The organism is Limnohabitans sp. MMS-10A-192 (genome assembly GCF_003063335.1).
Taxonomy (GTDB): domain Bacteria; phylum Pseudomonadota; class Gammaproteobacteria; order Burkholderiales; family Burkholderiaceae_C; genus Limnohabitans_A.
Genome location: NZ_NERX01000004.1, coordinates 181,101 through 206,858, shown reverse-complemented (window position 1 = coordinate 206,858; position 25,758 = coordinate 181,101). Strand labels below are relative to the sequence as shown.

Sequence of the window (25,758 nt, the reverse complement as noted above, 5' to 3'; positions counted from 1 at the left end):
TGCAAACACCATGATGTTTTCAAACTCTCTGGAGCGGATTGCCCGGCTCTGCAGCATATTGGGAGGGTTGGTCATGACCGGCCTGATGCTGATGACTTGCTACAGCCTGATTGGCCGCAACTTTTTCGACACCGCCCTGATCGGCGACTTCGAGCTGACTGGGGTCGGCGCTGGCGCTGCCATTGCGCTGTTCATGCCGCTGTGCCAACTCAAGCGTGAAAACATCATCGTTGACTTCTTCACGGCCAAATGCAGTGAGGCCTTCAACTTCAAGCTCGACCGCTTGGGCGACCTGTTCATGACCATTATTTTTGTGTTGCTGGCCTGGCGTTGCGGCGCTGCAGCCATCAACGCCAAAGAGACCATGGGTGCCTCCATGCTGCTGGGTTTCCCCGACTGGATCGTGTTCACCAGCATGTGCATCCCCTTCGGAATCACCGCATTCATTGCTGCAATGCAAGTCCTCACCAAATTTGAAAACAACGATAAGGCCTCGTCATGACCCCGATCACTTTGGCTTTGCTGATTTTCGGCATCATGCTGCTGCTCATGATCGTGCGCGTCCCCATCGCAGGCGCCATGTTCCTGGCCGGTACGGCCGGCTTCATCCTGCAGACCGGCGTATCGCCTTTCCTGAACTTCCTGAACAACCTGGCCTTTGCCCGTCTGGCCAACTACGACTTGTCGGTGATTCCCTTGTTCATCTTGATGGGCCACTTCGCCACGCAAGGCGGCATCAGCAAGGCCCTCTTTCAATTTGCTGCTGCGGTGATGGGTCGCTTCAAGGGCGGCTTGGCCATGGGCGCTGTGCTCGCCTGCGGTGCATTCGGTGCGATCTGCGGCTCATCCGTGGCCACGGCCGCCACCATCACGGGTGTCGCCTTGCCTGAAATGAAACGCCACGGGTATTCAGGTCGCCTGTCCACAGGCACACTTGCTGCGGGCGGCACCTTGGGTATTTTGATCCCCCCCTCTGTTCCCTTGGTGATCTATGCGATCCTGACAGAACAGAACATCGCCAAACTGTTTGCTGCCGCCATGATGCCCGGCATCATCGCGATGGTGGGTTACATGATCGCCATCGCGATTTATGTGCGCTTGGTCCCTGGTCAAGCACCTGACCAAGAAGAGCGTGAAAGACTGACGCTCGAATCTCTCAAAGGCATTTTGCCCATCGCCACCATCTTCATCATCGTCTTTGGCGGTATTTATGCGGGTTACTTCACACCCACTGAAGGTGCCGCTGTTGGCGCAGCGTCCACTTTTTTGGCGGCCCTTTTGAAACGTGAATTGACTTGGGAAAAATTTCTCAATTGCTTTCACGCCACCGCACTGAGCAGCGCCATGATCTTCATGATCTTCATGGGTGCTGACGTGATGAACGCTTCATTGGCGCGCACCCAGGTGCCTGGTCAATTGGCAGAACTGGTGGTCTCGATGAACCTGGCCCCATTGATGGTGGTCTCCGGCATTTTGTTGCTCTACGTTTTGCTGGGCGCTGTGATGGACGAGTTGTCCATGCTCTTGCTGACCATCCCGATCTTCTTCCCCATCATCATGAAGCTCGACTTTGGCATGACCCCGGAGTACACCGCCATCTGGTTCGGCATCATGGTGCTGATGACCGTGGGCTTTGGCATGCTGGCACCCCCGGTGGGCCTGAACGTGTATGTGGTCAACGGCATGGCCAAAGACGTGCCGTTGAGCGAAAGCTACAAAGGCATCATGCCTTTCCTGATCAGCGACACCATCCGGACCTTGCTGCTGCTGTTCTTCCCGGGCATCACGCTGTTCCTGATCCCGTACCTGACCTGATCCCATACAGCCTCGACAAAAGCCTCCACGGTCAAAGACCCTGGAGGCTTTTTTCTGAGGGAAATGGTTAGACTTGCAGCCAGCCCACACACTTGAAGCACCCACATGATGTTTGACCGCACCATTCGATACTGCCGGCAATGCGGCGCACCCGTCGCCCGCCGCCTGCCCGATGACGGTGACACCCGTGAGCGCGCCATTTGCACCGCCTGCCACACCGTGCACTACGAAAACCCGCTCAATGTGGTGGGCACCGTGCCATGGTTGGGCGACAAAGTCTTGCTGTGCAAACGCAACATCGAGCCGCGCAAGGGCAAATGGACATTGCCGGCAGGCTTCATGGAACTGGGTGAATCCACTTCGCAAGGCGCTGCCCGAGAAACCACAGAAGAAGCCGGCGCCCAATTCATCATGGAAGACCTGTTCACCGTGATGAGCGTGCCCCGAGTGGGCCAGGTGCATTTGTATTACCGCGCCCGCCTGACCAGCGACGTGTTCGACCCTGGCCATGAAACGATGGAAGCACAGCTGTTCAGTGAATCCGAGATTCCCTGGGATGAACTGGCATTTCGCACCGTGCGTGAAACACTGGAACATTACTTTGCGGATCGGTCGCGTGGTGCATTCGGCACACACGCTTTTGACATCGAATAAAAAATCCACGACAGCCCCGGATTTCCCGCTGACCACTTGGATAATGAAGTCGTTGACTTCACTTTTTTCGAAATTCAAAAGGCTTCGCATGATCAAATCCCTCTGTGCCCTTCTGACCAGCAGCTTGGTGGCTGCCGCCGCCATGGCTCAAACTGCAGCACCGGCTGCAGCCCCAGTGCCCACCATCGTGCCCGCAGTGACCACCGCACCTGCGACTGCGCCAGCGGCTGCAACGCCAGCCAAAGCAGAAGCACCGGTGAAGAAAAAGCACGCACAAAAGGCGGACAAAAAAGCGGACAAAAAGGCTGAAAAGAAAACGGCCAAAAAAGCCAAGAAAAGCAAGAAAAAAAGCAAAAAGTGATCGCTTGGACCATCTCCGATGAGGCATGACGCTTGCAGCGCAGTCGCAAAAAAAGGCCACCGCGAGGTGGCCTTTTGCATGGACAAGATGAGCGGACTACTCAAACATTGATGGCCTCTGCCGACCCCGCCTGCTTGCGCAATTCAAACTTCTGAATTTTGCCGGTGCTCGTCTTGGGCAACTCACCAAACACCACCGCACGCGGCACCTTGAAGCCCGCCAAGTGTTGCTTGCAGTGCGCCACGATCTGCTCGGCTGTGACCTGGGCATCGGCCTTCAGCTCCACAAAGGCGCAAGGCGTCTCGCCCCAGCGCGCATCGGGCTTGGCCACCACGGCCGCGGCCAGCACAGCGGGGTGACGGTACAGCACATCTTCCACCTCGATCGACGAGATGTTCTCGCCGCCCGAGATGATGATGTCCTTGCTGCGGTCCTTGATCTTGAAATAGCCGTCCGGGTACTGCACCGCCAAGTCGCCGCTGTGGAACCACCCGCCCGCAAAGGCCTCTTGCGTGGCCTTGGGATTCTTCAGGTAACCCTTCATGGTGATGTTGCCCTTGAACATGATCTCGCCCATGGTCTCGCCGTCTTGCGGCACAGGCTGCATGGTTTCGGGGTTGAGCACCCGCACATCACGCTGCAGGTGGTACCGCACGCCCTGGCGGGCGTTCAGCCGGGCCCGCTCGCCAATGTCCAGTGCATCCCACTCGGGGTGTTTGGGGCACACGGTGGCGGGGCCATAGACCTCGGTCAGGCCATACACATGGGTCAAATCAAAACCCATTTGCTCCATGCCTTCGATCATCGATGCGGGTGGCGCAGCGCCCGCCACCATGGCCTTGATGCCGGCGGGCACGCCCGCCTTCATGGCGGCTGGGGCGTTGACCAGCAAGCCGTGCACGATGGGTGCGCCGCAGTAATGCGTCACGCCATGGTCGCGCATGGCATCGAACATGGCCTGCGCATCGACCTTGCGCAAACACACGTTCACGCCCGCACGCGCCGCCACCGTCCACGGAAAGCACCAGCCATTGCAATGGAACATGGGCAGCGTCCACAAATACGCAGCGTGCTTGGGCATGTCCCATTCCAGAATGTTCGAGATCGCGTTGGTGGCTGCGCCACGGTGGTGGTAGACCACGCCCTTGGGGTTGCCGGTGGTGCCACTGGTGTAGTTCAGCGCAATCGCGTCCCACTCGTTGGCGGGCAGGCTCCAGGCAAAGTCGGCATCGCCACGGGCCACAAAACCCTCATAGCTCACTGACCCCAGCTTTTCACTTGGGCCGGTGTACAGCGCGTCCTCCACGTCGATCACCAAGAGCGGTGTCTTGGACTGTCGCAGCGCCAGCGCCTTTCTCATGGTGCCCGAAAACTCCGGGTCCACGATCACCGCTTTGGCCTCGCCATGGTCGAGCATGAAGGCGATGGTTTCAGGGTCCAGTCGGGTGTTCAGGGCATTGAGCACAGCGCCCGCCATGGGAATGCCAAAGTGCGCCTCCACCATGGGCGGTGTGTTGGGCAAAATCACGGCCACCGTGTCGTTCTTGCCAATGCCCGCCTGCGCCAGCGCACTGGCCAACTGACGGCTGCGGCGGTAGGTGGTAGCCCAGTCCTGGCGCAAATCGCCGTGCACGATGGCCAAGCGGCTGGGGTACACCTCGGCAGTGCGCTCGATGAAACTCAGCGGCGAGATGGGGGCGTGGTTGGCGGGGGTTTGGGGCAAATCCTGGTCGAAGATGCTGACTTTGGTTTCGGTCATGGAGAGGTCCTGTTTCGGCTGACGGTCAGATGTTGAACAGTTTGCCTGACCCAGCGCTGAAATCCATGCTGGTTTGCCCCGAAAGAGGTCACGCATATCGGCGAAAATAGCCCCTTATGGCCATCCCCCAGTCTTTCATCCAGGAGTTGCTGTCCCGCGTCGACGTGGTCGAGGTCGTGGGCAAGTACGTGCAACTCAAGAAAGGCGGCGCCAACTTCATGGGCCTGTGCCCTTTTCACGGCGAGAAATCCCCCAGCTTCAGCGTCAGCCCCACCAAGCAGTTTTTCCACTGCTTTGGCTGCGGCAAGAACGGCAACGCCATCGGCTTCCTGATGGAGCACGCGGGCATGACCTTCATCGAAGCGGTGAAAGACCTGGCGCAACAAACCGGCATGGTGGTGCCCGAAGAACAACAATCGCCCGAAGACCGCGCCAAAGCGGCTGCGCAAAAGGCCAAGCAAGACAGCCTGAGCGATGTGCTGGAAAAAGCCGGGCAAGCCTACCGCGAGCAACTCAAGATCACCCCCCGTGCGGTGGAGTATCTGAAAGGCCGAGGCCTCTCCGGGCAAATTGCCAAGCGCTTTGGCCTGGGCTATGCGCCCGAAGGCTGGCGCAGTTTGGCTAGCATCTTCCCTAAATACGACGACCCGCTCTTGGCCGAGTCGGGCCTGGTCATCGTGAACGAAGAAGACGACAAGCGCTACGACCGCTTTCGCGACCGCATCATGTTCCCGATCCGCAACATCAAAGGCGAGTGCATCGGCTTTGGCGGACGCGTGATCGGCTCGGGCACACCCAAATACCTCAACTCACCCGAAACACCGGTCTTCCACAAAGGCCGCGAACTGTATGGCCTGTACGAAGCCCGCGAAGCCCTGCACAGCGCAGGCTATGTGCTGGTCACCGAAGGCTATATGGACGTGGTGGCCCTGGCCCAGCTGGGCTTTGCCAACGCCGTGGCCACGCTGGGCACCGCCTGCACGCCCGACCATGTGCAAAAGCTGTTCCGTTTCACCGACGCGGTGGTCTTCAGCTTTGACGGCGACGGCGCAGGCCGCCGCGCCGCCCGCAAAGCGCTCGACGGTGCCCTGCCCTACGCCACCGATGTGCGCAGCATCAAGTTTTTGTTTTTGCCCGCCGAGCACGACCCCGACAGCTATGTGCGCGAATTTGGTCAGGACGCTTTTGCCGAGCAGATCAAACAAGCCATGCCCTTGTCGCGCTTTTTGATCGAAGCGGCCAGCGCCGACTGCGATCTGCAAAGCGCCGAAGGCCGCGCACGATTGTCCAGCCAAGCCCGCCCGCTGTGGCAGTTGCTGCCCGACGGCGCGCTCAAGCAGCAATTGCTGTCGGAGCTGGCCCAACTGATCCAGCTGGAAACAGCAGGCCTTGAAAAACTCTGGGGCCAGCAAGCGGCCACCGACCAGCGCTTTGCACCCGCTGCGCGCCCTGCAGCGGCGTCCGCCCCCCAGTCGGCCAACGCCGCCTTCAGCCAGGCTGCCAGCGCAGGGCACGACGACTACCCCCACTTTGAGCCGCACTACGGCGAGCCACCGGCCTGGTCGGGTGCCAACACTTTCGTGCCGTCCAACGGCAACAGCACCTGGAAAAGCAAGAACCCGAACTGGACCCCCGGCTTCAAGGGCAACAGCCGCTTCAAGCGCGACCAAGCACCGCCCTACACCGGTCCGCGCACCATACCGGCCAGCCGTGCCGACCACGCCGCGCGCCTGCTGTTGAGCAACATGGCGCTGTGGGAAACACTGGCCGGTGAAGACCACGCCATGCTCTGCGCCCTGCCCGAACCGCATGGCACGCTGTTCGCATGGTTGGAATCACAGTTCCACGAACACGGTGCACTGGGCTGGTCCGCACTGCAAAGCGAGATGCAAGGCCAAGCCTTTGCCGATGACGCCAAACGCTGGATGGCCCAGGACAATCTGGGCACCGTGGCCGGTCAGGAAGACGCCACCCCGCCCGAACCGCAAGAAGCCCGGCAAGAGCTGCGCAGGCTGCTCAACATGATGTTGATTGACCGCTTGAAGCAACTCGAGACCGAAGCCCTGACCCAGGCCAGCTCAGGTCAAGACCCCGAAGCCCAGCAACGCTGGCGCAGCCTGCACGAGCGGCGCAAAGAACTCATGGCCGCAGCGGCGATCTCAAACGCGCAGTGATCTTGTTATCGTGAGTGACGTCCTATGGGGCATCGCGAGCGAAGCGCGGGCGGCTATCCAGCCTTCGCTTGGGTGCAGCGGGTGGATTGTCACGTCGCTGCGCTCCTCGCAATGACGAATGACGTGTCATCGCGAGCGCAGCGTGGCGATCCAGTGCTTGAATGCGCTGCAGCGGCGAACCACAAGGCACAGATCCTGTGCGCTGACGACTTTCAGTCGTCCCAGCTTGGGGGCTACTTGCCCACCAGCTGATTGAGCTTGTCGGCCTCAAAGTTTTCGTGCGTGGCGGCGTCGCGTGGCAGGTGCACTTGTTGGTGCGCGCACAGTTGCTCCAGCGCTTTCCAGATCATGGCGATCTGGTGTTCCTGTCCGGCGGCATTGTCGATCAAGCCGCGCATGGCCTGGCTCAGCGGGTCGTCGTTTTGCGTCACGCCATAGGCCGAAAAACCCATTTTGGACGCCACTTCTTCGCGCTTGGCATCCTGCTCGGCCTGGATGATGCGGGCCGGGTTGCCCACCGCTGTGGCGCCTGCGGGCACCGGCTTGGTCAGCACCGCGTTGGAGCCCACTTTGGCTCCATCGCCCACTGTGAAACCGCCCAGCACTTTGGCCCCGGCACCGATCACCACATCGCGGCCCAGTGTCGGGTGGCGCTTGGCCCCTTTGTAGAGCGATGTGCCGCCCAGCGTGACGCCGTGGTAAATCGTGCAGCCTTCGCCGATCTCGGCCGTCTCGCCGATCACGATGCCCATGCCGTGGTCAAAAAACACCCGCTCGCCAATCTGTGCACCCGGGTGGATCTCGATGCCCGTGAGCCACCGCGAGATGTGCGAGATGAAGCGCCCCAGCCACTTGAAGCCGTGGTTCCAGCACCAGTGCGCCCGGCGGTGCAGCACCAAAGCATGCAAACCGGGGTAGCAGGTCAAAACCTCCCAGGCGGTGCGGGCCGCAGGGTCTCGGTCAAGGATGCACTGGATGTCGGAGCGGAGGCGAGAAAACATAAGCCCTAGTCTATCGCTTGGCCTGGGTGGCCTGGATCATGGCCTTGGCCACCCCACGCAGGATGTGGATTTCTTCCGGGCTCAAATCGGCCCGGTTGAACATCTGGTTCAGACGCGGCATCAGCTTTTTGGGTGCGGCCGGGTCCAGAAAGCCAATGTCGGTCAGCGCCTGCTCCCAATGCGCCAACATGCCCGCCACCTGCTGGGCGTCGGCCTTGTCGGCAGGCGCGATCACGTCCTGCACAGGAAAGCCGCCCAAAGCCACGCGCCAGTCGTAGGCAATCACTTGGATGGCCGAGCCCAAATTGAGCGAGCCAAACTGCGGATTCGTCGGGATCGACAAGGCCACGTTGCAGCGGTAAACGTCTTCGTTTTTCATGCCAAAGCGCTCGGAGCCAAACAAAAAGGCCACGCACTGCTCGGGCGCGCCGGGCTTCGTCAGCTCGGCAAAATGCTCACGCGGTGATCGGGTGGGCGGGCCAAAGTCGCGCGGCGTCATGGCCGTGGCGCACAAATGGGTCACGCCGTCCAGAGCTTCGTCCAGCGTCTCCACCACACGGGCATTGGCCAGCACATCGTTGGCGCCGCTGGCGCGCTGGATGGTCTCTTCCTTGCGCAGCACATTGGCCCAGCGGGGTTTGACCAGCACCAAGTCGTCAAAACCCATGACCTTCATGGCCCGGGCGGCTGCGCCCACGTTGCCGGCATGGCTGGTCTCTATCAGGATAAATCGCGTTTTCATGCCCCGATTGTCCATGCTGGGATGGCACGCAGACGACATGCACCAGCGGTTCTTGGCGCCAAAATGACGAATCCACATGGTTTTCATGAGAAAATGCGCCCTTCGCCGCCGCGATCGTGCGTGGGCCAGTCCAGTTCTTCACACAATTTATGTCGTCCAATCTCCACCCCATGCTCAACGTGGCCGTCAAGGCTGCGCGCGCCGCTGGCGCCATCATCAACCGCGCCGCGCTCGACGTTGAGGCTGTTCGCATCTCGCAAAAGCAAGTCAACGACTTTGTGACCGAGGTCGACCACGCGAGTGAAAAAGTCATCATCGACACCCTGCTGACCGCCTACCCTGACCACGGCATCCTGGCCGAAGAGTCGGGCAGCCAGCACGGCAACCCCAACGCAGACCACATCTGGATCATCGACCCCCTGGACGGCACGACCAACTTCATCCACGGCTTTCCTGTTTATTGCGTGAGCATTGCCCTGCAAGTGCGCGGCAAGATCGAGCAAGCCGTCATTTACGACCCCACCCGCAACGACCTGTTCACCGCCACCAAAGGCCGTGGCGCGTTCATGAACGACCGCCGCCTGCGCGTGAGCAAGCGCATCCGCTTGCAGGAATGCATCATCTCCACAGGCTTCCCTTTCCGCAAGGGCGACAACTTCAACCAATACCTGCGCATGATGGGCGATGTGATGCAACGCACCGCTGGCCTGCGCCGCCCAGGTTCTGCCGCGCTGGACCTGGCCTACGTGGCCGCAGGTTTCACCGATGGTTTCTTTGAAACCGGCTTGTCGCCTTGGGACGTGGCTGCAGGATCGCTGCTGGTCACCGAAGCCGGTGGCCTGATCGGCAACTTCACCGGCGAGTCCGACTTCCTGGAACAAAAAGAATGCCTGGCCGGTGCGCCGCGCATTTACGGCCAATTGGTCACGATTTTGGGCAAGTTCAGCAAATTCGCCAGCGCTGGCGACAAAGCCGCTGTGCGCAGCGCCGTCGATACGCTGAGCCGCGAACGCACCTCGGACAGCCACGACCCGGAAGCCGAAGCCACGAACGCAGCGGCTGAAGGCGACGAACCCAAAGACGCACCGTTTTAAGCCATGAGCGCGCTCGACCTGAGTGCCCACACCCCCATGATGGCCCAGTACTTGGGCATCAAGGCGGAGTTCCCTGACACGCTGGTGTTCTACCGCATGGGCGACTTTTACGAGTTGTTCTTTGCGGATGCTGAAAAAGCCGCCAGCCTGCTCGACATCACCCTAACGCGCCGGGGCCAGTCCGCTGGCCAGCCGGTGGTCATGGCGGGCGTGCCCTTCCATTCGGTCGAGACTTATCTGGCCCGCCTGATCAAGCTGGGCGAATCCGTCGCCCTGTGCGAACAGGTCGGCGACGTGGCCACCGCCAAAGGCCCGGTGGAGCGCAAAGTGGTGCGCGTGGTCACCCCCGGCACCCTGACCGACACCGAACTGCTGCCCGACAAGAGCGAAGCCATCTTGCTGGCCGTGCACCAAGCGGCCAAAAACCGCTGCGGCCTGGCATGGCTGAGCGTCACGCAAGGCGTGGTGCACCTGGCCGAATGCGCACAAGACGAACTGGCCGACTGGATCGACCGCATCAGCCCCAGCGAACTGCTGGCCAGCGCGGGCATGACGCCCACCTTTGAGCAAAAACTGCGCGGTCTCAAAACCACCGGGCGCGGCAGCTGGGCGCTGGCCCTGCGGCCCGACTTTCAGTTTGATGCAGGCCTGGGCCAGCGCAAGCTGCTGGAGCAGTTGCAAGCCGCATCACTCGCCGCGTGGAGCGCCGACACGCTGAGCGACGCCCAAGCCGCCGCTGCTGCGCTGCTCACTTACGCCGAACACACTCAAGGCCGCAGCCTGCCGCATGTGCAGCGGGTGCAGGTGCAGCGCTCGGACGCGCTGATCGACCTGCCCGCCAGCACTCGCCGCAACCTGGAGCTGACGCAGACCCTGCGCGGGGAAGATTCGCCCACGTTGTTTTCGCTGCTCGACACCTGCATGACCGGCATGGGCAGCCGCCTGCTCAAAAGCTGGCTGCTCAGCCCGCCGCGAGAGCGCGATGTGGCTCGGCAACGCTTGATGGCCATCGCCTCTCTATCGTCATTCCCGCGCACGCGGGAATCCATGGATCCTCGGGTCAAGCCCGAGGATGACACTCATGGCGTCACACCCGAAGATGTCACAAACGGGTTAGAGGACGAACTCCGGGTTTCAGGTCCCGCCTACAAACGCCTGCGTGAACAACTCAAAGGCGCAAGCGACGTGGAGCGCATCACCGCCCGCACCGCGCTGCGTCAGGTGCGCCCACGCGAGCTGGTGGCCCTGCGCCATGCGCTGGCGCGTGCGGCCTCGCTGTCTTTGCAATTGCAAACGCTCAACCCCGAGCCCGGCACCTTGCTGGCCGGCATGGCCCGCTGGCTGACCCCGCCCACGCATTGCGCCGAACTGCTGCAAATGGCCTTGCTCGAAGAGCCCGCCACTTTGGTGCGCGACGGCGGCGTGATCGCCGACGGCCTCGACGCCGAGCTGGACGAGCTGCGCGGCATCCAGACCAATTGCGATGCGTTTTTGCTCGACCTGGAAACCCGCGAAAAAGAGCGCACCGGCATTGCCAACCTGCGCGTGCAGTTCAACAAGGTGCACGGCTTTTACATCGAGGTCACGCAAGGTCAACTCGACAAAGTGCCGGGCGACTACCGCCGCCGCCAGACCCTGAAAAACGCCGAACGCTTCATCACGCCCGAGCTCAAGACCTTTGAAGACAAGGCCCTGTCGGCGCAAGAACGCGCCTTGGCCCGCGAGAAGTGGCTGTATGAAGGCCTGCTCGACCAATTGCAGCCCTTTGTGCCCGCGCTCACCGCTTTGGCGCAGGCCATGGCCAGCCTGGACGTGCTGTGCGCACTGACCGAGCGCTCGCTCACCCTCAATTGGTGCGCGCCCGAGTTCAGCAAAGAGCCCTGCATCGAAATCCGCCAGGGCCGTCACCCCGTGGTCGAAGCCCGCTTGGCCGAGTTGTCAGGCGCCAGCTTCATCGCCAACGACACGGTATTGGGCTCGCGCCAGCGTTTGCAGATCATCACCGGCCCCAACATGGGCGGCAAATCGACCTACATGCGCCAGGTGGCATTGATCGTGCTTATGGCCAGTATCGGCAGCCATGTGCCCGCCAGCCGCTGCCGCCTTGGCCCCATCGACGCCATCCACACACGGATCGGTGCGGCCGACGACCTGGCCAACGCCCAATCGACCTTCATGCTGGAGATGACCGAAGCCGCGCAAATCTTGCACAGCGCCACGCCGCACAGCCTGGTGCTGATGGACGAGATCGGGCGCGGCACCTCCACCTTTGACGGTCTGGCCCTGGCCAGCGGCATCGCCACGCACCTGCACAACAAAACGCAGGCCTTCGCGCTGTTTGCCACGCACTACTTCGAGCTCACCGAATTCCCGGCCACACACAACGCCGCCGTCAACATGCATGTGAGCGCGGCCGAATCCGGCGCGTCCATCGTGTTCTTGCACGAGCTGCAACCTGGCCCCGCCAGCAAGAGCTATGGCGTGCAAGTGGCGCGTCTGGCGGGCATGCCTGCAGCCGTGCTCAACCACGCACGACATGCCCTGAGCGCTTTGGAATCGGGCGCCCAAGATGCACGCGCCCAGGTGGACCTGTTTGCCCCGCCGCCAGAAGCCGAAGCCGCTGGCCCCACCGCTGTCGAGGCGGCGCTGGCCCAAATCAACCCCGACGCTTTGAGCCCCCGCGAAGCGCTCGATGCCCTGTATGCCTTGCAGCGCCTGCTGCCCAAAAATTAAAGAGTTGATTCATGACTTATTGCGTTGCCGTCAAAACCCGCGCCGGTCTGGTGTTCCTCTCTGATTCGCGCACCAACGCGGGCCTGGACCAGATCAGCACCTTCCGCAAAATGATCGTCTATGAAAAAGCGGGCGACCGTTTCATGACGCTTTTGTCGGCGGGCAACCTGAGCATCTCGCAGTCGGTGCGCGAAGTGCTGCAGATCGAAAAACTGGTCGAGCCCGGCCAAGACGAACCGCTCACCATCTGGAACGCCAAAAGCATGTTCGACGCCACTCGCGTGCTGGGCGCAGCCGTGCGCCGCGTGTACGAGCGCGATGCTGCGGCCCTCAAAGCCTCGGGTGTGGAGTTCAACGTGTCGATGATCTTCGGCGGCCAGATTGGCGGCGAAGGCATGCGCTTGTTCCAGGTCTATTCGCCCGGCAACTTCATCGAAGCCACCGACGAAACGCCCTACTTCCAGATCGGCGAGTCCAAATACGGCAAACCCGTTTTGGATCGCGTCATCACCCCCGACACCCCACTGGACGAAGCCGCCAAGTGCGCCCTGGTGTCGATGGACTCGACCCTCAAGTCCAACCTGTCGGTCGGCTTGCCGCTGGACATGGTGGTCTACAAAGCGGGCAGCCTGCAGACCGACCGCATCATGTGCATCGACGAGCACAACCCCTACTTTCAGATGTTGCGCAGCAGCTGGGGCGACAAGCTGCGCCAGATGTTCGACAGCATCGAAGACCCCATGTGGAACGGTGGCGCGACCGACATCCCGCTCATGGTGCCGCCTGTGCGCAACGCCTTGCTCAAGAAAATCACCACGCCGGACGAGAAGCTGATCTGATGGCCGCCCGCATCGTCTTCTCGCACGGCAACAGCTTTCCGGCCAGCACTTACCGGGTCTTGTTCGACAGCCTGCGCCAGCGCGGGTTTGAAGTCGATGCGGTGGAGATGTATGGGCACGACCCGAAATACCCGGTCAGCAACAACTGGCCGCACCTGGTGCAGCAACTGGCCGACTTTGCGCGTGCCCAGCAGGGTGATGGTGCACCCGCTTTTTTGGTGGGGCACTCACTGGGCGGCATCCTGAGCCTGATGTGCGCCGCCCGCCACCCCGAGTTGGCGCGTGGCGTGGTGCTGATCGACTCGCCCGTGCTGGGCGGCTGGCGCGCCACCACGCTGGGCCTGGCCAAACGCACCCCTTTGATCGGGGCGCTGTCACCCGGACGCATCAGCCAAAAACGCCGCCACCACTGGCCCAGCGCACAGGCCGCGCTGGAGAGTTTCAGCACAAAAAATCCTTTGCCCGCTGGGACCCGCAGGTCTTGCGCGACTACATCGAGCACGGCACGCACGACGAAGGTGGCCAGCGCGTGCTCAGTTTTGACCGCGATGTGGAAACCGCGATCTACAACAGCCTGCCGCACAAACTCGACAGCCTGCTCAAGCGCCACCCGCTCAAATGCCCTGCGGCCTTCATCGGCGGCACGCACTCGGCCGAAATGCGCCAGGCGGGGGCAGAACTGACCCACAAGGTGGTCAAGGGCCGCATCATGATGCTCGACGGCTCACACCTCTTCCCCATGGAAAAACCCCTGGCCACGGCAGCGGCCATCGAAGCAACGCTGCGCAACATCGGGGCCTGATCCGTTCGTGAAAGTCACCATCCCGGACTTGAAGCGAAACTCGTCATCCCGGACTTGATCCGAAATTCGTCATCCCGGACTCGATCCGGGATCCACAGCTTGCAGGGGAGATGGACCCCGGGTCTTCGCCCGGGGTGACAGAACAAGGTCTTCGCCCAACTCGTCATCCCGGACTTGATCCGGGATCCATAGCATGCAGGTGAGATGGCCCCCGGGTCTTCGCCCGGGGTGACAAAACAAGGTCCTCGCCCAACCCGTCATCCCGGACTTGATCCGGGATCCATGGCTTGCGGGGGGCGTGGACCCCGGGTCTTCGCCCGGGGTGACAGAACAATGTCTTTGCCCGGAGTGACAAAACAAGTTCCTCGTCGAGATGACAAGACAACTTTTCAGCCAGAAGTCAAAAAACAACGTCTCTGACCGACTCAAGCCCCGAAAAAATTCATGGTGCCCAAGTCACCAGACCGCTGTAGCTGGTGCCCAGAACCACCAAGCCGAACACGATCCGGTACCAGGCGAAGACCTCAAAGCTGTGGCTGGAGATGAACTTGAGCAGCCAGCGCACGCACACCCAAGCGCTGATGAAAGAGAACAACAAGCCGACACCAAACATCGGCGCATCGGCCATGCTGAGCAAGGCGCGTTCTTTGTACAGGCTGTAAGCCCCCGCGCCAATCAGCGTTGGAATCGCCAGGTAAAAAGAAAAGTCCGTCGCCGCCTTGCGCGACAAGCCCAACAGCATGCCGCCAATGATGGTGGCGCCGCTGCGGCTGGTGCCCGGGATCATGGCCAGGCACTGCACCAGGCCCACCTTGAGCGCATCGCGCCCGCGCATGTCTTCCACCTCGTGGATGCGCACCGTGCTGGCGGGACGACGCTCAGCCCACAAGATGATCAAACCGCCCACGATGAACGTGCTGGCCACAACGCCCGGGGTGAACAAATGCGCCTTGATGGCCTTGCCCAGCAGCAAGCCCAAAATCACTGCGGGCACAAAGCCGATGAACACATTGAAAGCAAAGCGCTGCGCCGCCGCGCTGTGTGGCAAGGCCTGGATGGTCGAGCTGATCTTTTGCCAATACACGATGATCACCGCCAGGATGGCCCCGGTCTGAATGGCAATTTCAAATACCTTGGACTTGTCATCATGCAGCCCCAGCAAATGACCGGCCAGGATCAAATGCCCTGTAGAAGAGATCGGCAAAAACTCTGTCAAACCTTCGACCAGCCCCATCACGGCGGCTTTGAGCAGCAATAAAGAATCCACAAGTACTCCAGAAATTTGGAATGGATTATCGCTCGCAGGGCTGCGCATCAGACTGAACGAAGGAATCTTCATCAGAACCTGTGTCAAAGTACTGTTTAAAAATAATCAAGGAGGAACCATGCAGTGGATTGATGTATCGGCTTGTTTGGTGACTGGCGCATTCACTTTGCTGCCAGGACGCTTGTTGGGCCAATGGCTTTGGTTTGGGTCTGTGGGGTGAGTATGTCCAAGCCAACCCTCCAGCAAACCACCCGCCTTGGCGCTCTGGCCATCACCGCCGTGTGGCTGGCAGTGGCTGCCGTGCTGTACCTGGTGTTTGATCGCATTGAGCAAAACCGCCAGGCGAGCCTCAAGCCCTATGCCCTCAGCTCGGGCGATCTGGTCATACCGCGCCAGAGGGACGGTCATTTTCATGTGGAAGGTGAAGTCAACCGCCAGCCTGTGACGTTTTTGGTCGACACCGGCGCCAGCCATGTGAGCGTGAGCCAGGCACTGGCGCAACAAGCGGGACTGCCTTCGGGGCAGGACATCACTTTGCACACCGCCAACGGCCAGCGCCCCGGCCAATTGGTGCGAAACGTGCCGGTGCGTGCAGGCCACTTGGTGCTCAACGATGCAGGCGTGACCGTGGGTCTGAACGGACTTCGGCCTGAACAGGCACTGCTGGGCCAGAACTTTCTGAAACACTTCGATGTGGAAATCCGACGCGACGAGATGATCCTGCGTCAACGCCCCTGAGGGCCTGCAAGCTCAAGCGGCAGCTGAAGCGCCATCAGCGGCGGCTTTGAGCAGCAACAAAGAATCCACAAGTACTCCAGAAATTTGAAGTGGGTTATCGCCGCTGGCCCCATACGCCACGTCCGGCGCCGCGTACAGCGTCTCGTCCATTGTGAACACTGGGCGCCACACGCCCATGGCCACCCCATACAGGGCGCGGCAAAGCATGACCGTGGTGTTGCTGAATGGATGGCGGTCTGTAGATCGGCATCATCTGAGGGGCATACATGGGCGCCGGCCTGACCATGACCTGCGGGTAATAGACCACCGATGGCGCCGGGTGGGCATAAACCTGCGGATGCCCTATGCGTGACTGGATCACCACCGAAGGCTCCACCATCACGGGGTGGGCGCAGCCGGTCTGCGCAAAAGCGGCCCCCAGCAAACCCAACAGGTACGCCGCTCTGGACATGGCATTTGGGACTGAAAAACGCATGGATGGACTCCTTGGATCACGTTGGCTTTTCTTGAAAGCAGACTCCCCTTGTCCCTTAGCGCGCCAGCCACACCATCCGAGGACAAACAACGCTTCACAATGGTGTCCATTCGTAACGCCGCCCAGCGGGATTGCCCTTTGGCAAGCCCTAAAATCAATCGCTATGACCACCCCCACCAACAACGACACTTCCGCTGACCACAAAGTCAGCAACTTCCTGCGCCAGATCATCGAAAACGACCTGGACAAAGGCACCTACGCCACCCGCCGCTGGGCAGGCAGCCCCGGCGACGCCGCGCACCACGCCGCTGGCCAGCCCGACCCGGCCAAGATCCGCACCCGCTTTCCTCCCGAGCCCAACGGCTATTTGCATGTGGGTCACGCCAAAAGCATCTGCATCAACTTTGGCCTGGCCAAAGAATATGGCGGCGTGTGCCACCTGCGCTTTGACGACACCAACCCCGAAAAAGAAGACACCGAATACGTCAACAGCATCATCGACGCCGTGAAATGGCTCGGTTTTGACTGGGCCCAACTGGGCCAGGCCGCCGGAAGCGCTGCGCCCTACCAGGCCAGCGACTACTTCGACTTCATGTACCGCGCCGCCGAGGCGCTGATCCAAGCCGGTCACGCCTATGTGGACGAGCAAAGCGCGGAAGACATGCGCGCCAACCGGGGCGACTTTGGCAAACCCGGCGTGGACAGCCCTTTCCGCAGCCGCACGGTGGAAGAGAACTTGACGCGCTTTCGCGAAATGCGTGACGGCAAGCTCGCCGACGGCGCGGCCGTGCTGCGCGCCAAGATCGACATGGCTTCGCCCAACATCAATATGCGCGACCCGGCCATCTACCGCATCCGCCGCGCCACCCACCACCACACGGGCGACGCCTGGTGCATCTACCCGATGTACACCTTTGCCCACCCCATCGAAGACGCGCTGGAGCAGATCACCCACAGCCTGTGCACGCTGGAGTTTGAAGACCAGCGCCCGTTTTACGACTGGCTGATGGAGCGCCTGTGCGAGTGCCAACTGCTGGCCGCGCCTGCGCCCAAGCAATACGAATTTGCCCGCCTGAACCTGACCTATGTGATCACCAGCAAACGCAAGCTGGCGCAACTGGTGAACGAAGGCAAAGTCAGCGGCTGGGACGACCCCCGCATGCCGACCATCGTGGGCCTGCGCCGCCGGGGCTACACGCCCGAGAGCCTGCGCCTGTTTGCCGACCGCATTGGCGTGACCAAGAGCGACAGCTGGATCGACTACAGCACGCTCGAAGGCTGCCTCCGCGAAGACCTGGAAAACAAAGCCCACCGCGGCATGGCCGTGCTCGACCCCGTCAAGCTGGTGCTGAGCAACTGGGCCGAGGCCTTTGGCTCAGATGCCTACACCGAAGACTGCACCCAACCCGCCCTTCCCCACAGCGCGATTGCCGAAGGCAAGGATGGGAAAGATGGCACTGAAGGCGCCATGACCCCCGCTGACCGCGTGTTCAAGATCGGCAAAGAAGTGTGGATCGAGCGCGAAGACTTTGAAGAAGTGCCGCCCAAGGGCTACAAGCGCCTGTTCCCCGGCAACGTGGTGCGCCTGAAAGGCGGCTACGTGATCGAATGCACCGGCTGCGCACGCGACGCGGCGGGCAACGTGACCGAAGTGCAGGCCAAAGTCATCCCCGGCACCAAGAGCGGCACGCCCGGCGCCGACAGCGTCAAAGCCAAAGCCGCCATCACCTGGGTGGCCGTGGCCGACGGCGTGCCAGCGGAAGTGCGCCTGTACGACCGCCTTTTTGCCGACGCGCACCCCGACGCGGGCGGCAAAGATTTCTTGCAGTCGCTCAACCCGAACAGCCTGAAAGTGGTCACGGCCTATGTGGAGCCATCACTGGCCGCCGCGCAACCGGACCAGAAGTTCCAGTTTGAGCGGTTTGGGTACTTTGTGGCGGATCGACTTGATCATGATGCTAGCACCAAACCGGTGTTTAACAGGGTGACGGGGTTGAAGGACAGCTGGGGCAAGTGAGCTCGTTCTGCCAATTTGCCAAGCTGTCATGAAAATTGTCACGTGGAATTGCAATGGTGCACTTCGCAATAAAACCGAAGCACTAGACGAGCTCCGCGCGGACGTTTATGTCGTCCAAGAATGCGAGAACCCGGCCCTGTCAACTTCTACATTTCAAAACTGGGCTGGCGATTACTTGTGGATTGGAAACTCGAAACACAAAGGCTTAGGGATCTTTCCAAAGAATGGCAATCACGTTCGCGCGGCGGACTGGTTTGGAACATTTTCTCAACCAGGCGTGGTTAATAGCAATCAAGCATCGCAATGGTCAACAACGGACCTCAAACTGTTTGCCCCCTTTATCCTGAACGAAAAATACCAAGTACTTGGCTTATGGACTAAGGCTGAAAATGCCGACGCCTTCCGCTACATTGGGCAACTTTGGAAATACCTGCAAATCCACAGAGACCAGCTTCGTAATGGCAACACCATTGTGTTGGGTGATTTCAATAGCAATCGAATATGGGACAAGCCAGATCGCTGGTGGAACCACTCTGATGTGGTCGAAGAATTAGCTGACATTGGGCTCCAAAGTGTTTATCACCATCAAAAGTGTGAGCGCCAAGGAGAAGAAACTACACCCACTTTCTTTCTCCAACGCAACTTGAGCAAGTCTTATCACATCGACTATGTTTTTGTGTCCGATGACTTGCTGCAACATTGCAAAATTCAAATCGGTGACAGTCATCAGTGGCTTAGCGTAAGCGACCATATGCCAATGTCACTGGATATCAACGCAGCAGCCTAATCTGTTGGCAATATGAGTCCAGAAAAGATCCTCCACTTCTGGTTCACCGAACTCACCCCAAAGCACCACTTCGCCAAAGACGCCGCCTTGGACGAAACCATCCGCGCCCGCTTCGGTGCCACGCTGACGGCGGCAGCTCGGTGTGAGTTGTTTGCTTGGCGCGCCACGCCCGAGGGGCGCTTGGCCGAGGTCTTGGTGCTCGACCAGTTCTCGCGCAACGTCTACCGCGACACCCCCCAAGCCTTTGCGCAAGACGCGCTGGCCTTGGCGCTGGCGCAAGAGCTGGTGGCCAGTGGGCAGGACTGCAGCCTGCCCCTGGCGCAGCGCAGCTTTGCCTATATGCCCTACATGCACAGCGAGTCCGCCCTGGTGCACACCCAAGCCGCCCTCCTGTTTGCGCAGCCGGGCCTTGAAGACACCCTGCGCTTCGAGCAGCGCCACCAAGCCATCATCGAGCGCTTCGGCCGCTACCCCCACCGCAACGCCATCCTGGGCCGCGAGTCCACGCCCGAGGAGCTGGTGTTTTTGAGTAAGCCGGGGTCGGGGTTTTAGCTTCAAAGCGGCGTCCATTTATTAGCAAATGTGCTAACATCTTTTTCCATGAATTGGTCCATCACCTACTTCAATGACAAAGTCCGGCGCGAGGTGATGTCCATGCCCGCAGGCATCGTTGCAGACTATGTGCGGCTCACAGATGCCATGGCCATTCACGGTGCGGACCTTCGTATGCCCCACTCCAAAGCGATGGGCAACGGACTGTTTGAGTTACGCCCCAAGGGGCCAGAAGGTATTGGTCGGGTGTTTTACTGCACGCAGGTGGGCAGATCCATCGTGGTGCTGCACTCGTTCGTGAAAAAGACACAAGAGACCCCGGATGCTGAGCTTCGGCTGGCCCGTAAACGACTGAAGGATGTGCACCATGGCTGAAACTGGCTACAAACCCGTGCCGCATGACGCGGCTTTTCGCAAAGCACTGCTGGGCAAGCCCGGTGTGCAAAAGGCGTTTGACGAACTGGAAGAGGAATACACCGCACTGCATGCCATGCTTGAAGCACGTCAAGCCGCAGGCCTGACCCAAGCGGAAGTGGCCACTCGCATGGGAACGACTGTTTCCGCTGTGTCCAGGCTGGAGGCGTCTTTGCGCAGCGAAAAACATTCGCCCTCTTTTGCCACACTGCGCAAATACGCGCAGGCTTGTGGCAAAAAACTGGTCATTCAGATGGTATGAATTGCACAGTGATGCCGGCACTGGACGGCCAGTCACCCCGCACCGCGCTTTAGCAAGTCACACCCACCATGACCACCCCAGACATCACCACCCTCGCCGCCCTGCGCGCCCTGTACGGCCCCGCCCGTGAGCGTTCGCTCAAAAAGGAAATCCCGGCGCTGGACGCACATGCGGTGCAGTTCATTGGGCTGTCGCCGTTTGTGGTGCTGGCCAGCACGGGTCAAGCGGGCGACATGGACGCTTCGCCTCGCGGGGGTGAGCCGGGGTTCGTCAAGGTGCTGGACGCGCAGACGCTGCTGGTGCCCGACGCACCGGGCAATAACCGGCTGGACACGCTGGAGAACATCATCGCCACCGGGCGTATTGGCTTGTTGTTCATGGTGCCGGGTTTTGACGAGACTTTGCGGGTGAATGGCCGCGCTGTGCTGTCCACCGACCCGGCTGACTTGGCGCTGTGCGCCGATGCGCGGCGCACGCCTGCGCTGGCCATTCGCGTGGCGGTGGCGTCGGTGTATTTGCATTGCGGCAAGTCGCTGATGCGCTCGCAGTTGTGGGACGCCTCACGCCACGCCAACCGGGCGCAGCTGCCCAGCATGGCCGAGATGATGCGTGACCAGATCCGCGCTTTCAAAGGCGAAGAGATCGAAGCCGAAACGCAAGCCCAGATGCTGGAGCGCTATCGGCAGTCGTTGTGAACGCGTGCACTGTTGCGGTGCAGCAAGTTGTTCCGTGCTTCTGTGAATGAAGCTGTGGACAACTGCAGGGATATCCGCGTAAACCCTTAAACCATGCGGGCTGGCACGGACTGCCTTTTAAACAGGCAACCGCTCTGGCTTATTTTTTCTGCACCGGGTTGGCCAGCAGCAAGTTGGCCGGATAGGCCCGCATGAATTCACGTGCTTTGTCGATCGGTGCGCTCAGCCAAGCGGCCAAGGCCCCTTCGTTCAGGATGGCGGGCATGCGTTTTTCGTTGCCGTTTTGGCCGTAGCGGTTCATCAGCGCGTGGCTGTTGGCGTTCACCGTGAGCAAGGTGAAGCTGGTGATGCTTTCGCCGTCTTTGGCCCAGTGTTCCCACAAACCAGCCACACCCATGGGTTTGCCGTCCACGCGGGCGATGCGGGTGGGCACGGCTTTGCCGCTGCGCCAGTCGTCTTCCAAAAAGGCTTGCATCGGGATGATGCAGCGTTGGCCTTTGAGCCAGGTGTCGCGCGTGGGCGTGGCGGTGCTCATGGTTTCGTAGCGGGTCACGGCCAGTTTGGTCGAGCGCAGTTTGGCGTCCGAGGTGGACTTGACCCAGCCGGGCACCAGGCCAAACTGGCCCTGGGCCAGTTCCATCACCAGCGGCTGCTCGGCGTCTGCTGTGGCGGTGTCGCCCTCAGCCTGTGCCTTGCGGATGAAAAAGCCCTGTTTGCGTGGCCAGACTTCTTTGTCCAGCAGGGTTTCGGGGGCCGAAACGCCAAAGGCCTCGGCATAAAGGTCGGCGCTTTTCAGGCATTCGTATTGAGAGCTCATGCGGGGGATGCTAACCCACGCGACCTGATACGCTCACGCCCTCTGCCTTGTCACCTGCCCCGCCCATTGCCCCTCATGCTGATCCGCTTCAACAAACCCTATGGCGTGCTCAGCCAGTTCACCCCCGAGGGGCGCTGGCAGGGCCTGAAGGACCACATCGACCTGCCCGGTGTGTACGTGGCCGGGCGGCTGGACGCCGACAGCGAAGGTTTGCTGCTGTTGACCGACGATGGCCAACTGCAGGCGCGCATTGCCGATCCGCGCTTCAAGATGGAAAAGACTTATTTGGTGCAGGTCGAGGGCGTGGTGGACGACAAAGCGCTGACGGCGCTGGCCCGGGGCGTGACGCTGAACGACGGCCTCACCCTGCCCGCCCGCGCCCAAGCGGTGACGCCGCCAGCTGACTTGTGGCCGCGCAACCCGCCGATCCGCGAGCGCAAGAACATTCCGACTTCGTGGCTGGAGTTGTCCATCCGCGAAGGCCGCAACCGGCAAGTGCGCCGCATGACGGCGGCGGTGGGCTTGCCCACGCTGCGCCTGATCCGCACCGCCATTGGCCCGTATCACTTGCGTGACCTGCCTTCAGGCACATGGCAGCAGGTGGAATAGGGTTTCGGACACAATCGCGCATCCGCTCAATCACCAACAAGGAAAAACATGTCCGATTTGCTCCAGAAAATGCAGTGGCGCTACGCTTGCAAAAAAATGGACCCGACCAAAGTCGTGCCGCAAGACAAAGTCGACCGCATCGTGGAAGCCGCACGCCTGGCCCCCACATCGAGCGGCTTGCAGCCGTTTGAAGTGATCGTGGTCAGCAACGCCGCTGTGCGTGCGCAGATCCAGCCCAAAGCCTACAACCAGGCCCAAGTGACCGAAGGCTCGCACCTGTTGGTGTTTGCCGCGTGGGACAACTACACGGCCGAGCGCATCAACCACATGTTTGACCTGACCAACGCCGAGCGCGGTGGCACCAACGAAGGCTGGGAAAACTACCGCAAGATGCTGTTGGCCAATTACCCAGGCCGCGATGCCAAGGTGAACTTCGAGCACGCTGCTCGCCAGGCCTACATTGGCTTGGGCGCTTCCTTGATTGCCGCAGCTTTTGAAGAAGTCGACGCCACGCCGATGGAAGGCTTTGAGCCTGCCGCTGTGGACGAGATCCTGGGCCTGGCCGCTCGCAACCTGCGCAGCGTGGCCATCGTGCCGCTGGGCTACCGCGCTGAAGGCGACTGGCTGGTCGGCCTCAAAAAGGTCCGCCGCCCACGCGAGCAGTTTGTGACCGAAGTGAAATAAGTCATGGATGCCGGATCAAGTCCGGCATCCATGGGTTTACTTAAGTCCGGCATGACGTTGACTTGTTCAAGTGCGGCATAACCTTGAGTTATGGATACCGGATCAAGTCCGGTATGACATCTGATTGCTCAAGTCCGGCATGGCGTTGGCTTGTTCAAGCCTGGCCCGACATCCAGCGATGGATATGTCACCCCGGGCTTGACCCGGGGTCCATCGCGTCACAGGGCATTGACGCTGATCAAGTCCAGCGCAGCATCGCCCATCAACGAGTTTGTGCCTTACCATCGAAGACTTCCCAATCCGGGATGACCACCGAGGATGCATCATGGCCAAAGGCGAACAACGCAGCAACAAAATGGCCAAGAAGCCTAAAAAAGACACCTCACCGCCCAAGACGTTCACCTCGGACCGCCCCATGGCACCCAGTACGTTTGTGGCGCCTCGCGGCAAAGTCAAACCCTCCTGATCTGCTGCCCTGATGGGCCCGGGCTCACTGGCCCTTTGAGTTTTCGATGACACCGATCCATGAAGACGAGCATCTGCTGGTGCTCGAAAAATCCAGCGGACTGCTCTCTGTGCCCGGTCGCGGCCCGGACAAGCAGGACTGCCTGTCCAAACGCGTGCAAGACGTCTACCCCGAAGCCCTGATCGTGCACCGGCTCGACCAGGACACCTCCGGCTTGCTGCTCATGGCGCGTGGCATCGAGGCGCAGCGCCGCCTGAGCCGTTTGTTTGAAACCCGACAGGTCAAAAAGCGCTACGTGGCCGTGGTGGCGGGTCATCCCGCCCAAACGCAAGCCGCGCAAGCGGCCGACGAAGAGGGCTGGCGCACGATCGACGGCCCCATCTTGCTGGACTGGGAGCGTCGCCCGATCCACATCATCCACCCCGATGGCAAAGCCAGCCGCAGCCGCTGGCGCGTGCTGGATACGGGCGAGACGGCCACCTTGATCGAGCTGGAGCCCGTGACGGGGCGCACCCACCAGCTGCGCGTGCACATGCAAAGCATTGGCCACCCCATGCTGGGCGACTCGCTGTATGCACCGCCCAACATCAAAGCACTGAGCCCGCGCTTGATGCTGCATGCACAAGAATTGGCGTTTGCGCACCCCTTCACCGAGGCCGAAATGGCCTTCAAAATCCCCACGGCATGGTCGGCGTCGGCGCCTTATTTGGTCATCTGATCACCATCTCCATCTGGCCCAGGGAAGGGGCCTGCGACTGGCTACAATTCTCAGGTTCCAGAAATACCAATTAGGCTATGTTGTTTGATCAAAAATCGCTGTCTTTGACGGCACCAAAGCATTCATATTCCAGGATGATTTGGGCGCTGCAAGTGGCCCTGGGCTTGACCGGTGCACTGACCGCTCAAGCGGCCCTGTCTCCACAAGACAGCATCAAGCAGGCCATTCAGACCGGTCAGCTGGAGCAAGCGCTCAAGCTCGTTCAGCAAGAGCGCCAAGCCGCGCCCAAAGATGTTCAGCTGCGATTCCTCGAAGGCGTGATCCAGGCCCAGCAAGGCCAGACCGACAAGGCCATCGACACATTCAAGAAACTCACCGAGTCCAACCCCGATTTGTCCGAGGCCTACAACAACCTGGGCGTGCTGTATGCGTCCAAAGGCAAGCTCGAAGAGTCGCGCACCGCACTGGAAAAAGCCCTGCTGACGCACCCCAGCTATGCTGCGGCTCACCGGAATTTGTCGGACATCCAAAGCCAGTTGGCCAAACAGACCTATGCCAAGGCTTTGCAAGTGGACAGCAAGGTCAAAAACAGCACCCCGCAACTGACCTTGCTCGGCAGCATGGACCCCAGCAAGCGTGCACCAGCACAAGTCGTTGCAGCTGCTGCACCAGTTGCCACTGCCCCTGCTGCTGCGCCGGTTGCACCTCAAGCACCAGCGCCAGCCAGTGAGGCCGCCAAACCCGCAGCTACAGTGCCCGTGGCGGCAGCACCCAGGGCACCCACTGCCGCTGCCGCTGCGCCTGCATCCGCGCCTGCGCCCGCAGCAGCCAAGCCAGCCGCAGTGGCGCCCGCTGTGGCTGTGACACCTGCGCCTGTCGTTGCAGCGGTGGCAGCCCCCAAGCCTGAGCCCAAGAAAGATGACGCTCAGCAAAAGCAAGCCAAGGCAGACAGCACCGACATTCGCAATGCCGTTGCGGCCTGGGCCAAGGCCTGGAGCCAAAAGGACATGAACCGCTATTTGGGCGCCTACGCCAGCAGCTTCACGCCGCCCGACAAAATGTCGCGCGCCAAATGGGAAAGCGATCGCCGCACGCGCATCGTCTCCAAAAAAACCATCAGCGTGGAAGTGAACAACTTCAAGGTTGAGGCCACGGGCAACAAAGCCACGGCCCGCTTCCAGCAAATCTACGAGTCGGACAACTTCAAGGGCAACAGCCACAAGACCCTGGAATTGGTCAAGCAAGGAGACCATTGGCTCATCACGCGTGAGACGGTGAATTGA

The 25,758-nt window shown here is 60.8% G+C and carries 26 protein-coding genes and 1 pseudogene; 21 read left to right on the top strand and 6 right to left on the bottom strand.

What is annotated here, in order from left to right:
- Window positions 1–73 precede the first annotated feature (73 nt).
- The 4 genes from B9Z43_RS10235 to B9Z43_RS17160 all read left to right on the top strand — a co-directional run bounded on the left by B9Z43_RS10235 (window position 74) and on the right by B9Z43_RS17160 (window position 2,830).
- A complete protein-coding gene (locus B9Z43_RS10235) occupies window positions 74–502 on the top strand; it encodes a TRAP transporter small permease (protein ID WP_233250074.1) in 429 nt (142 codons plus the stop codon).
- Window positions 499–1,815: a TRAP transporter large permease gene (locus B9Z43_RS10230; RefSeq protein WP_108325098.1), complete on the top strand. Its 1,317-nt coding sequence runs from the start codon at window positions 499–501 to the stop codon at window positions 1,813–1,815. Before B9Z43_RS10235 ends, B9Z43_RS10230 begins: the two co-directional genes overlap by 4 nt.
- 105 nt (window positions 1,816–1,920) lie before the next feature.
- Window positions 1,921–2,469 carry an NUDIX hydrolase gene (locus tag B9Z43_RS10225; RefSeq protein ID WP_108325095.1) on the top strand — a complete coding sequence of 183 codons (549 nt, stop codon included), beginning with the start codon at window positions 1,921–1,923 and terminating at the stop codon, window positions 2,467–2,469.
- Window positions 2,396–2,830, top strand: a complete 435-nt coding sequence (locus B9Z43_RS17160) for a hypothetical protein (RefSeq protein ID WP_158270101.1) — start codon at window positions 2,396–2,398, stop codon at window positions 2,828–2,830. Before B9Z43_RS10225 ends, B9Z43_RS17160 begins: the two co-directional genes overlap by 74 nt.
- A gap of 100 nt (window positions 2,831–2,930) precedes the next feature.
- On the opposite strand, the gene B9Z43_RS10215 is transcribed toward B9Z43_RS17160, so the two are convergent.
- The gene (locus tag B9Z43_RS10215; protein ID WP_108325090.1) at window positions 2,931–4,589 is read right to left on the bottom strand and encodes an acyl-CoA synthetase; all 1,659 of its coding nucleotides are present in this window, start codon (window positions 4,587–4,589) and stop codon (window positions 2,931–2,933) included.
- 116 nt (window positions 4,590–4,705) lie between these two features.
- Here B9Z43_RS10215 and dnaG point away from each other — a divergent pair, with 116 nt between their 5' ends.
- On the top strand, window positions 4,706–6,763 hold the full coding sequence (gene dnaG, locus B9Z43_RS10210) for a DNA primase (protein ID WP_108325088.1): 2,058 nt from the start codon (window positions 4,706–4,708) through the stop codon (window positions 6,761–6,763).
- A gap of 233 nt (window positions 6,764–6,996) precedes the next feature.
- Here dnaG and cysE read toward each other — a convergent pair whose 3' ends face one another.
- The gene (gene cysE / locus B9Z43_RS10205; RefSeq protein ID WP_108325086.1) at window positions 6,997–7,764 is read right to left on the bottom strand and encodes a serine O-acetyltransferase; all 768 of its coding nucleotides are present in this window, start codon (window positions 7,762–7,764) and stop codon (window positions 6,997–6,999) included.
- 10 nt (window positions 7,765–7,774) lie between these two features.
- Window positions 7,775–8,506, bottom strand: coding sequence for an RNA methyltransferase (locus B9Z43_RS10200; RefSeq protein WP_108325568.1), 732 nt, complete (start codon window positions 8,504–8,506; stop codon window positions 7,775–7,777).
- 149 nt (window positions 8,507–8,655) lie between these two features.
- Between B9Z43_RS10200 and B9Z43_RS10195 the strand changes: the two genes are divergently transcribed.
- From B9Z43_RS10195 to B9Z43_RS10180, 4 genes and pseudogenes are all read left to right on the top strand, one after another.
- Window positions 8,656–9,600, top strand: a complete 945-nt coding sequence (locus B9Z43_RS10195) for an inositol monophosphatase family protein (protein WP_108325083.1) — start codon at window positions 8,656–8,658, stop codon at window positions 9,598–9,600.
- 3 nt (window positions 9,601–9,603) lie between these two features.
- Complete coding sequence (gene mutS, locus B9Z43_RS10190) at window positions 9,604–12,333, top strand: DNA mismatch repair protein MutS (RefSeq protein WP_108325081.1); 2,730 nt, start codon at window positions 9,604–9,606, stop codon at window positions 12,331–12,333.
- Between the two features lie 11 nt (window positions 12,334–12,344).
- Entirely contained in the window at window positions 12,345–13,172 is an 828-nt protein-coding gene (locus B9Z43_RS10185; protein WP_108311433.1) for a proteasome-type protease, read from the top strand.
- Window positions 13,172–13,974 (top strand): annotated as a pseudogene (locus tag B9Z43_RS10180) (alpha/beta fold hydrolase). The gene B9Z43_RS10185 and the pseudogene B9Z43_RS10180 overlap by 1 nt, the downstream one beginning before the upstream one ends.
- Window positions 13,975–14,416: 442 nt before the next feature.
- Here B9Z43_RS10180 and B9Z43_RS10175 read toward each other — a convergent pair.
- Window positions 14,417–15,241, bottom strand: a complete 825-nt coding sequence (locus B9Z43_RS10175; RefSeq protein ID WP_108325079.1) for an undecaprenyl-diphosphate phosphatase — start codon at window positions 15,239–15,241, stop codon at window positions 14,417–14,419.
- 222 nt (window positions 15,242–15,463) lie between these two features.
- On the opposite strand from B9Z43_RS10175, the gene B9Z43_RS10165 reads away from it, so the two are divergent.
- Window positions 15,464–15,979 carry a TIGR02281 family clan AA aspartic protease gene (locus tag B9Z43_RS10165; RefSeq protein ID WP_158270100.1) on the top strand — a complete coding sequence of 172 codons (516 nt, stop codon included), beginning with the start codon at window positions 15,464–15,466 and terminating at the stop codon, window positions 15,977–15,979.
- 94 nt (window positions 15,980–16,073) lie between these two features.
- Here the strand turns inward: B9Z43_RS10165 and B9Z43_RS17045 are convergent, their stop codons facing one another.
- Window positions 16,074–16,454, bottom strand: coding sequence for a hypothetical protein (locus B9Z43_RS17045; RefSeq protein WP_146183924.1), 381 nt, complete (start codon window positions 16,452–16,454; stop codon window positions 16,074–16,076).
- 163 nt (window positions 16,455–16,617) lie between these two features.
- Between B9Z43_RS17045 and B9Z43_RS10155 the strand changes: the two genes are divergently transcribed.
- The 6 genes from B9Z43_RS10155 (at window position 16,618) to B9Z43_RS10130 (ending at window position 21,181) form a co-directional block, all read left to right on the top strand.
- Complete coding sequence (locus B9Z43_RS10155) at window positions 16,618–18,471, top strand: glutamine--tRNA ligase/YqeY domain fusion protein (protein ID WP_108325071.1); 1,854 nt, start codon at window positions 16,618–16,620, stop codon at window positions 18,469–18,471.
- A gap of 28 nt (window positions 18,472–18,499) precedes the next feature.
- Entirely contained in the window at window positions 18,500–19,258 is a 759-nt protein-coding gene (locus tag B9Z43_RS10150; protein ID WP_108325069.1) for an endonuclease/exonuclease/phosphatase family protein, read from the top strand.
- 12 nt (window positions 19,259–19,270) lie between these two features.
- Complete coding sequence (locus tag B9Z43_RS10145) at window positions 19,271–19,810, top strand: DUF924 family protein (RefSeq protein WP_108325067.1); 540 nt, start codon at window positions 19,271–19,273, stop codon at window positions 19,808–19,810.
- Between the two features lie 48 nt (window positions 19,811–19,858).
- Window positions 19,859–20,185, top strand: a complete 327-nt coding sequence (locus B9Z43_RS10140; protein WP_108325065.1) for a type II toxin-antitoxin system RelE/ParE family toxin — start codon at window positions 19,859–19,861, stop codon at window positions 20,183–20,185.
- Window positions 20,178–20,486 carry a helix-turn-helix transcriptional regulator gene (locus B9Z43_RS10135; protein ID WP_233250075.1) on the top strand — a complete coding sequence of 103 codons (309 nt, stop codon included), beginning with the start codon at window positions 20,178–20,180 and terminating at the stop codon, window positions 20,484–20,486. The genes B9Z43_RS10140 and B9Z43_RS10135 overlap by 8 nt, the downstream gene beginning before the upstream one ends.
- Before the next feature lie 68 nt (window positions 20,487–20,554).
- The gene (locus tag B9Z43_RS10130) at window positions 20,555–21,181 is read left to right on the top strand and encodes a pyridoxamine 5'-phosphate oxidase family protein (RefSeq protein ID WP_108325059.1); all 627 of its coding nucleotides are present in this window, start codon (window positions 20,555–20,557) and stop codon (window positions 21,179–21,181) included.
- A gap of 139 nt (window positions 21,182–21,320) precedes the next feature.
- On the opposite strand, the gene B9Z43_RS10125 is transcribed toward B9Z43_RS10130, so the two are convergent.
- A complete protein-coding gene (locus B9Z43_RS10125; RefSeq protein ID WP_108325057.1) occupies window positions 21,321–21,998 on the bottom strand; it encodes an SOS response-associated peptidase in 678 nt (225 codons plus the stop codon).
- 75 nt (window positions 21,999–22,073) lie between these two features.
- On the opposite strand from B9Z43_RS10125, the gene B9Z43_RS10120 reads away from it, so the two are divergent.
- The 5 genes from B9Z43_RS10120 (at window position 22,074) to B9Z43_RS10105 (ending at window position 25,758) form a co-directional block, all read left to right on the top strand.
- Window positions 22,074–22,607, top strand: coding sequence for a pseudouridine synthase (locus B9Z43_RS10120; RefSeq protein WP_108325055.1), 534 nt, complete (start codon window positions 22,074–22,076; stop codon window positions 22,605–22,607).
- 48 nt (window positions 22,608–22,655) lie between these two features.
- Complete coding sequence (locus tag B9Z43_RS10115) at window positions 22,656–23,291, top strand: NAD(P)H-dependent oxidoreductase (RefSeq protein ID WP_108325053.1); 636 nt, start codon at window positions 22,656–22,658, stop codon at window positions 23,289–23,291.
- A gap of 325 nt (window positions 23,292–23,616) precedes the next feature.
- Window positions 23,617–23,757 (top strand): hypothetical protein, encoded by a 141-nt coding sequence (locus B9Z43_RS17280; RefSeq protein WP_199222290.1) that lies wholly within the window; start codon window positions 23,617–23,619, stop codon window positions 23,755–23,757.
- 46 nt (window positions 23,758–23,803) lie between these two features.
- Window positions 23,804–24,475, top strand: coding sequence for an RluA family pseudouridine synthase (locus tag B9Z43_RS10110; protein WP_108325051.1), 672 nt, complete (start codon window positions 23,804–23,806; stop codon window positions 24,473–24,475).
- Between the two features lie 134 nt (window positions 24,476–24,609).
- On the top strand, window positions 24,610–25,758 hold the full coding sequence (locus B9Z43_RS10105) for a nuclear transport factor 2 family protein (RefSeq protein ID WP_108325049.1): 1,149 nt from the start codon (window positions 24,610–24,612) through the stop codon (window positions 25,756–25,758).

Coding starts and splice junctions, on each gene's coding strand:
- B9Z43_RS10120 (WP_108325055.1), top strand. CDS start 22,074: ATGCTGATCCGCTTCAACAAACCCTATGGCGTGCTCAGCCAGTTCACC.
- B9Z43_RS10115 (WP_108325053.1), top strand. CDS start 22,656: ATGTCCGATTTGCTCCAGAAAATGCAGTGGCGCTACGCTTGCAAAAAA.
- B9Z43_RS10195 (WP_108325083.1), top strand. CDS start 8,656: ATGTCGTCCAATCTCCACCCCATGCTCAACGTGGCCGTCAAGGCTGCG.
- B9Z43_RS10230 (WP_108325098.1), top strand. CDS start 499: ATGACCCCGATCACTTTGGCTTTGCTGATTTTCGGCATCATGCTGCTG.
- B9Z43_RS10215 (WP_108325090.1), bottom strand. CDS start 4,589: ATGACCGAAACCAAAGTCAGCATCTTCGACCAGGATTTGCCCCAAACC.
- B9Z43_RS10110 (WP_108325051.1), top strand. CDS start 23,804: ATGACACCGATCCATGAAGACGAGCATCTGCTGGTGCTCGAAAAATCC.
- B9Z43_RS10145 (WP_108325067.1), top strand. CDS start 19,271: ATGAGTCCAGAAAAGATCCTCCACTTCTGGTTCACCGAACTCACCCCA.
- B9Z43_RS17045 (WP_146183924.1), bottom strand. CDS start 16,454: ATGCGTTTTTCAGTCCCAAATGCCATGTCCAGAGCGGCGTACCTGTTG.
- B9Z43_RS10155 (WP_108325071.1), top strand. CDS start 16,618: ATGACCACCCCCACCAACAACGACACTTCCGCTGACCACAAAGTCAGC.
- B9Z43_RS10235 (WP_233250074.1), top strand. CDS start 74: ATGACCGGCCTGATGCTGATGACTTGCTACAGCCTGATTGGCCGCAAC.
- B9Z43_RS10200 (WP_108325568.1), bottom strand. CDS start 8,506: ATGAAAACGCGATTTATCCTGATAGAGACCAGCCATGCCGGCAACGTG.
- B9Z43_RS10225 (WP_108325095.1), top strand. CDS start 1,921: ATGATGTTTGACCGCACCATTCGATACTGCCGGCAATGCGGCGCACCC.
- B9Z43_RS17280 (WP_199222290.1), top strand. CDS start 23,617: ATGGCCAAAGGCGAACAACGCAGCAACAAAATGGCCAAGAAGCCTAAA.
- B9Z43_RS10130 (WP_108325059.1), top strand. CDS start 20,555: ATGACCACCCCAGACATCACCACCCTCGCCGCCCTGCGCGCCCTGTAC.
- B9Z43_RS10150 (WP_108325069.1), top strand. CDS start 18,500: ATGAAAATTGTCACGTGGAATTGCAATGGTGCACTTCGCAATAAAACC.
- B9Z43_RS10140 (WP_108325065.1), top strand. CDS start 19,859: ATGAATTGGTCCATCACCTACTTCAATGACAAAGTCCGGCGCGAGGTG.
- B9Z43_RS10135 (WP_233250075.1), top strand. CDS start 20,178: ATGGCTGAAACTGGCTACAAACCCGTGCCGCATGACGCGGCTTTTCGC.
- B9Z43_RS10185 (WP_108311433.1), top strand. CDS start 12,345: ATGACTTATTGCGTTGCCGTCAAAACCCGCGCCGGTCTGGTGTTCCTC.
- B9Z43_RS10125 (WP_108325057.1), bottom strand. CDS start 21,998: ATGAGCTCTCAATACGAATGCCTGAAAAGCGCCGACCTTTATGCCGAG.
- B9Z43_RS10165 (WP_158270100.1), top strand. CDS start 15,464: ATGTCCAAGCCAACCCTCCAGCAAACCACCCGCCTTGGCGCTCTGGCC.
- B9Z43_RS10105 (WP_108325049.1), top strand. CDS start 24,610: ATGATTTGGGCGCTGCAAGTGGCCCTGGGCTTGACCGGTGCACTGACC.
- mutS (WP_108325081.1), top strand. CDS start 9,604: ATGAGCGCGCTCGACCTGAGTGCCCACACCCCCATGATGGCCCAGTAC.
- cysE (WP_108325086.1), bottom strand. CDS start 7,764: ATGTTTTCTCGCCTCCGCTCCGACATCCAGTGCATCCTTGACCGAGAC.
- dnaG (WP_108325088.1), top strand. CDS start 4,706: ATGGCCATCCCCCAGTCTTTCATCCAGGAGTTGCTGTCCCGCGTCGAC.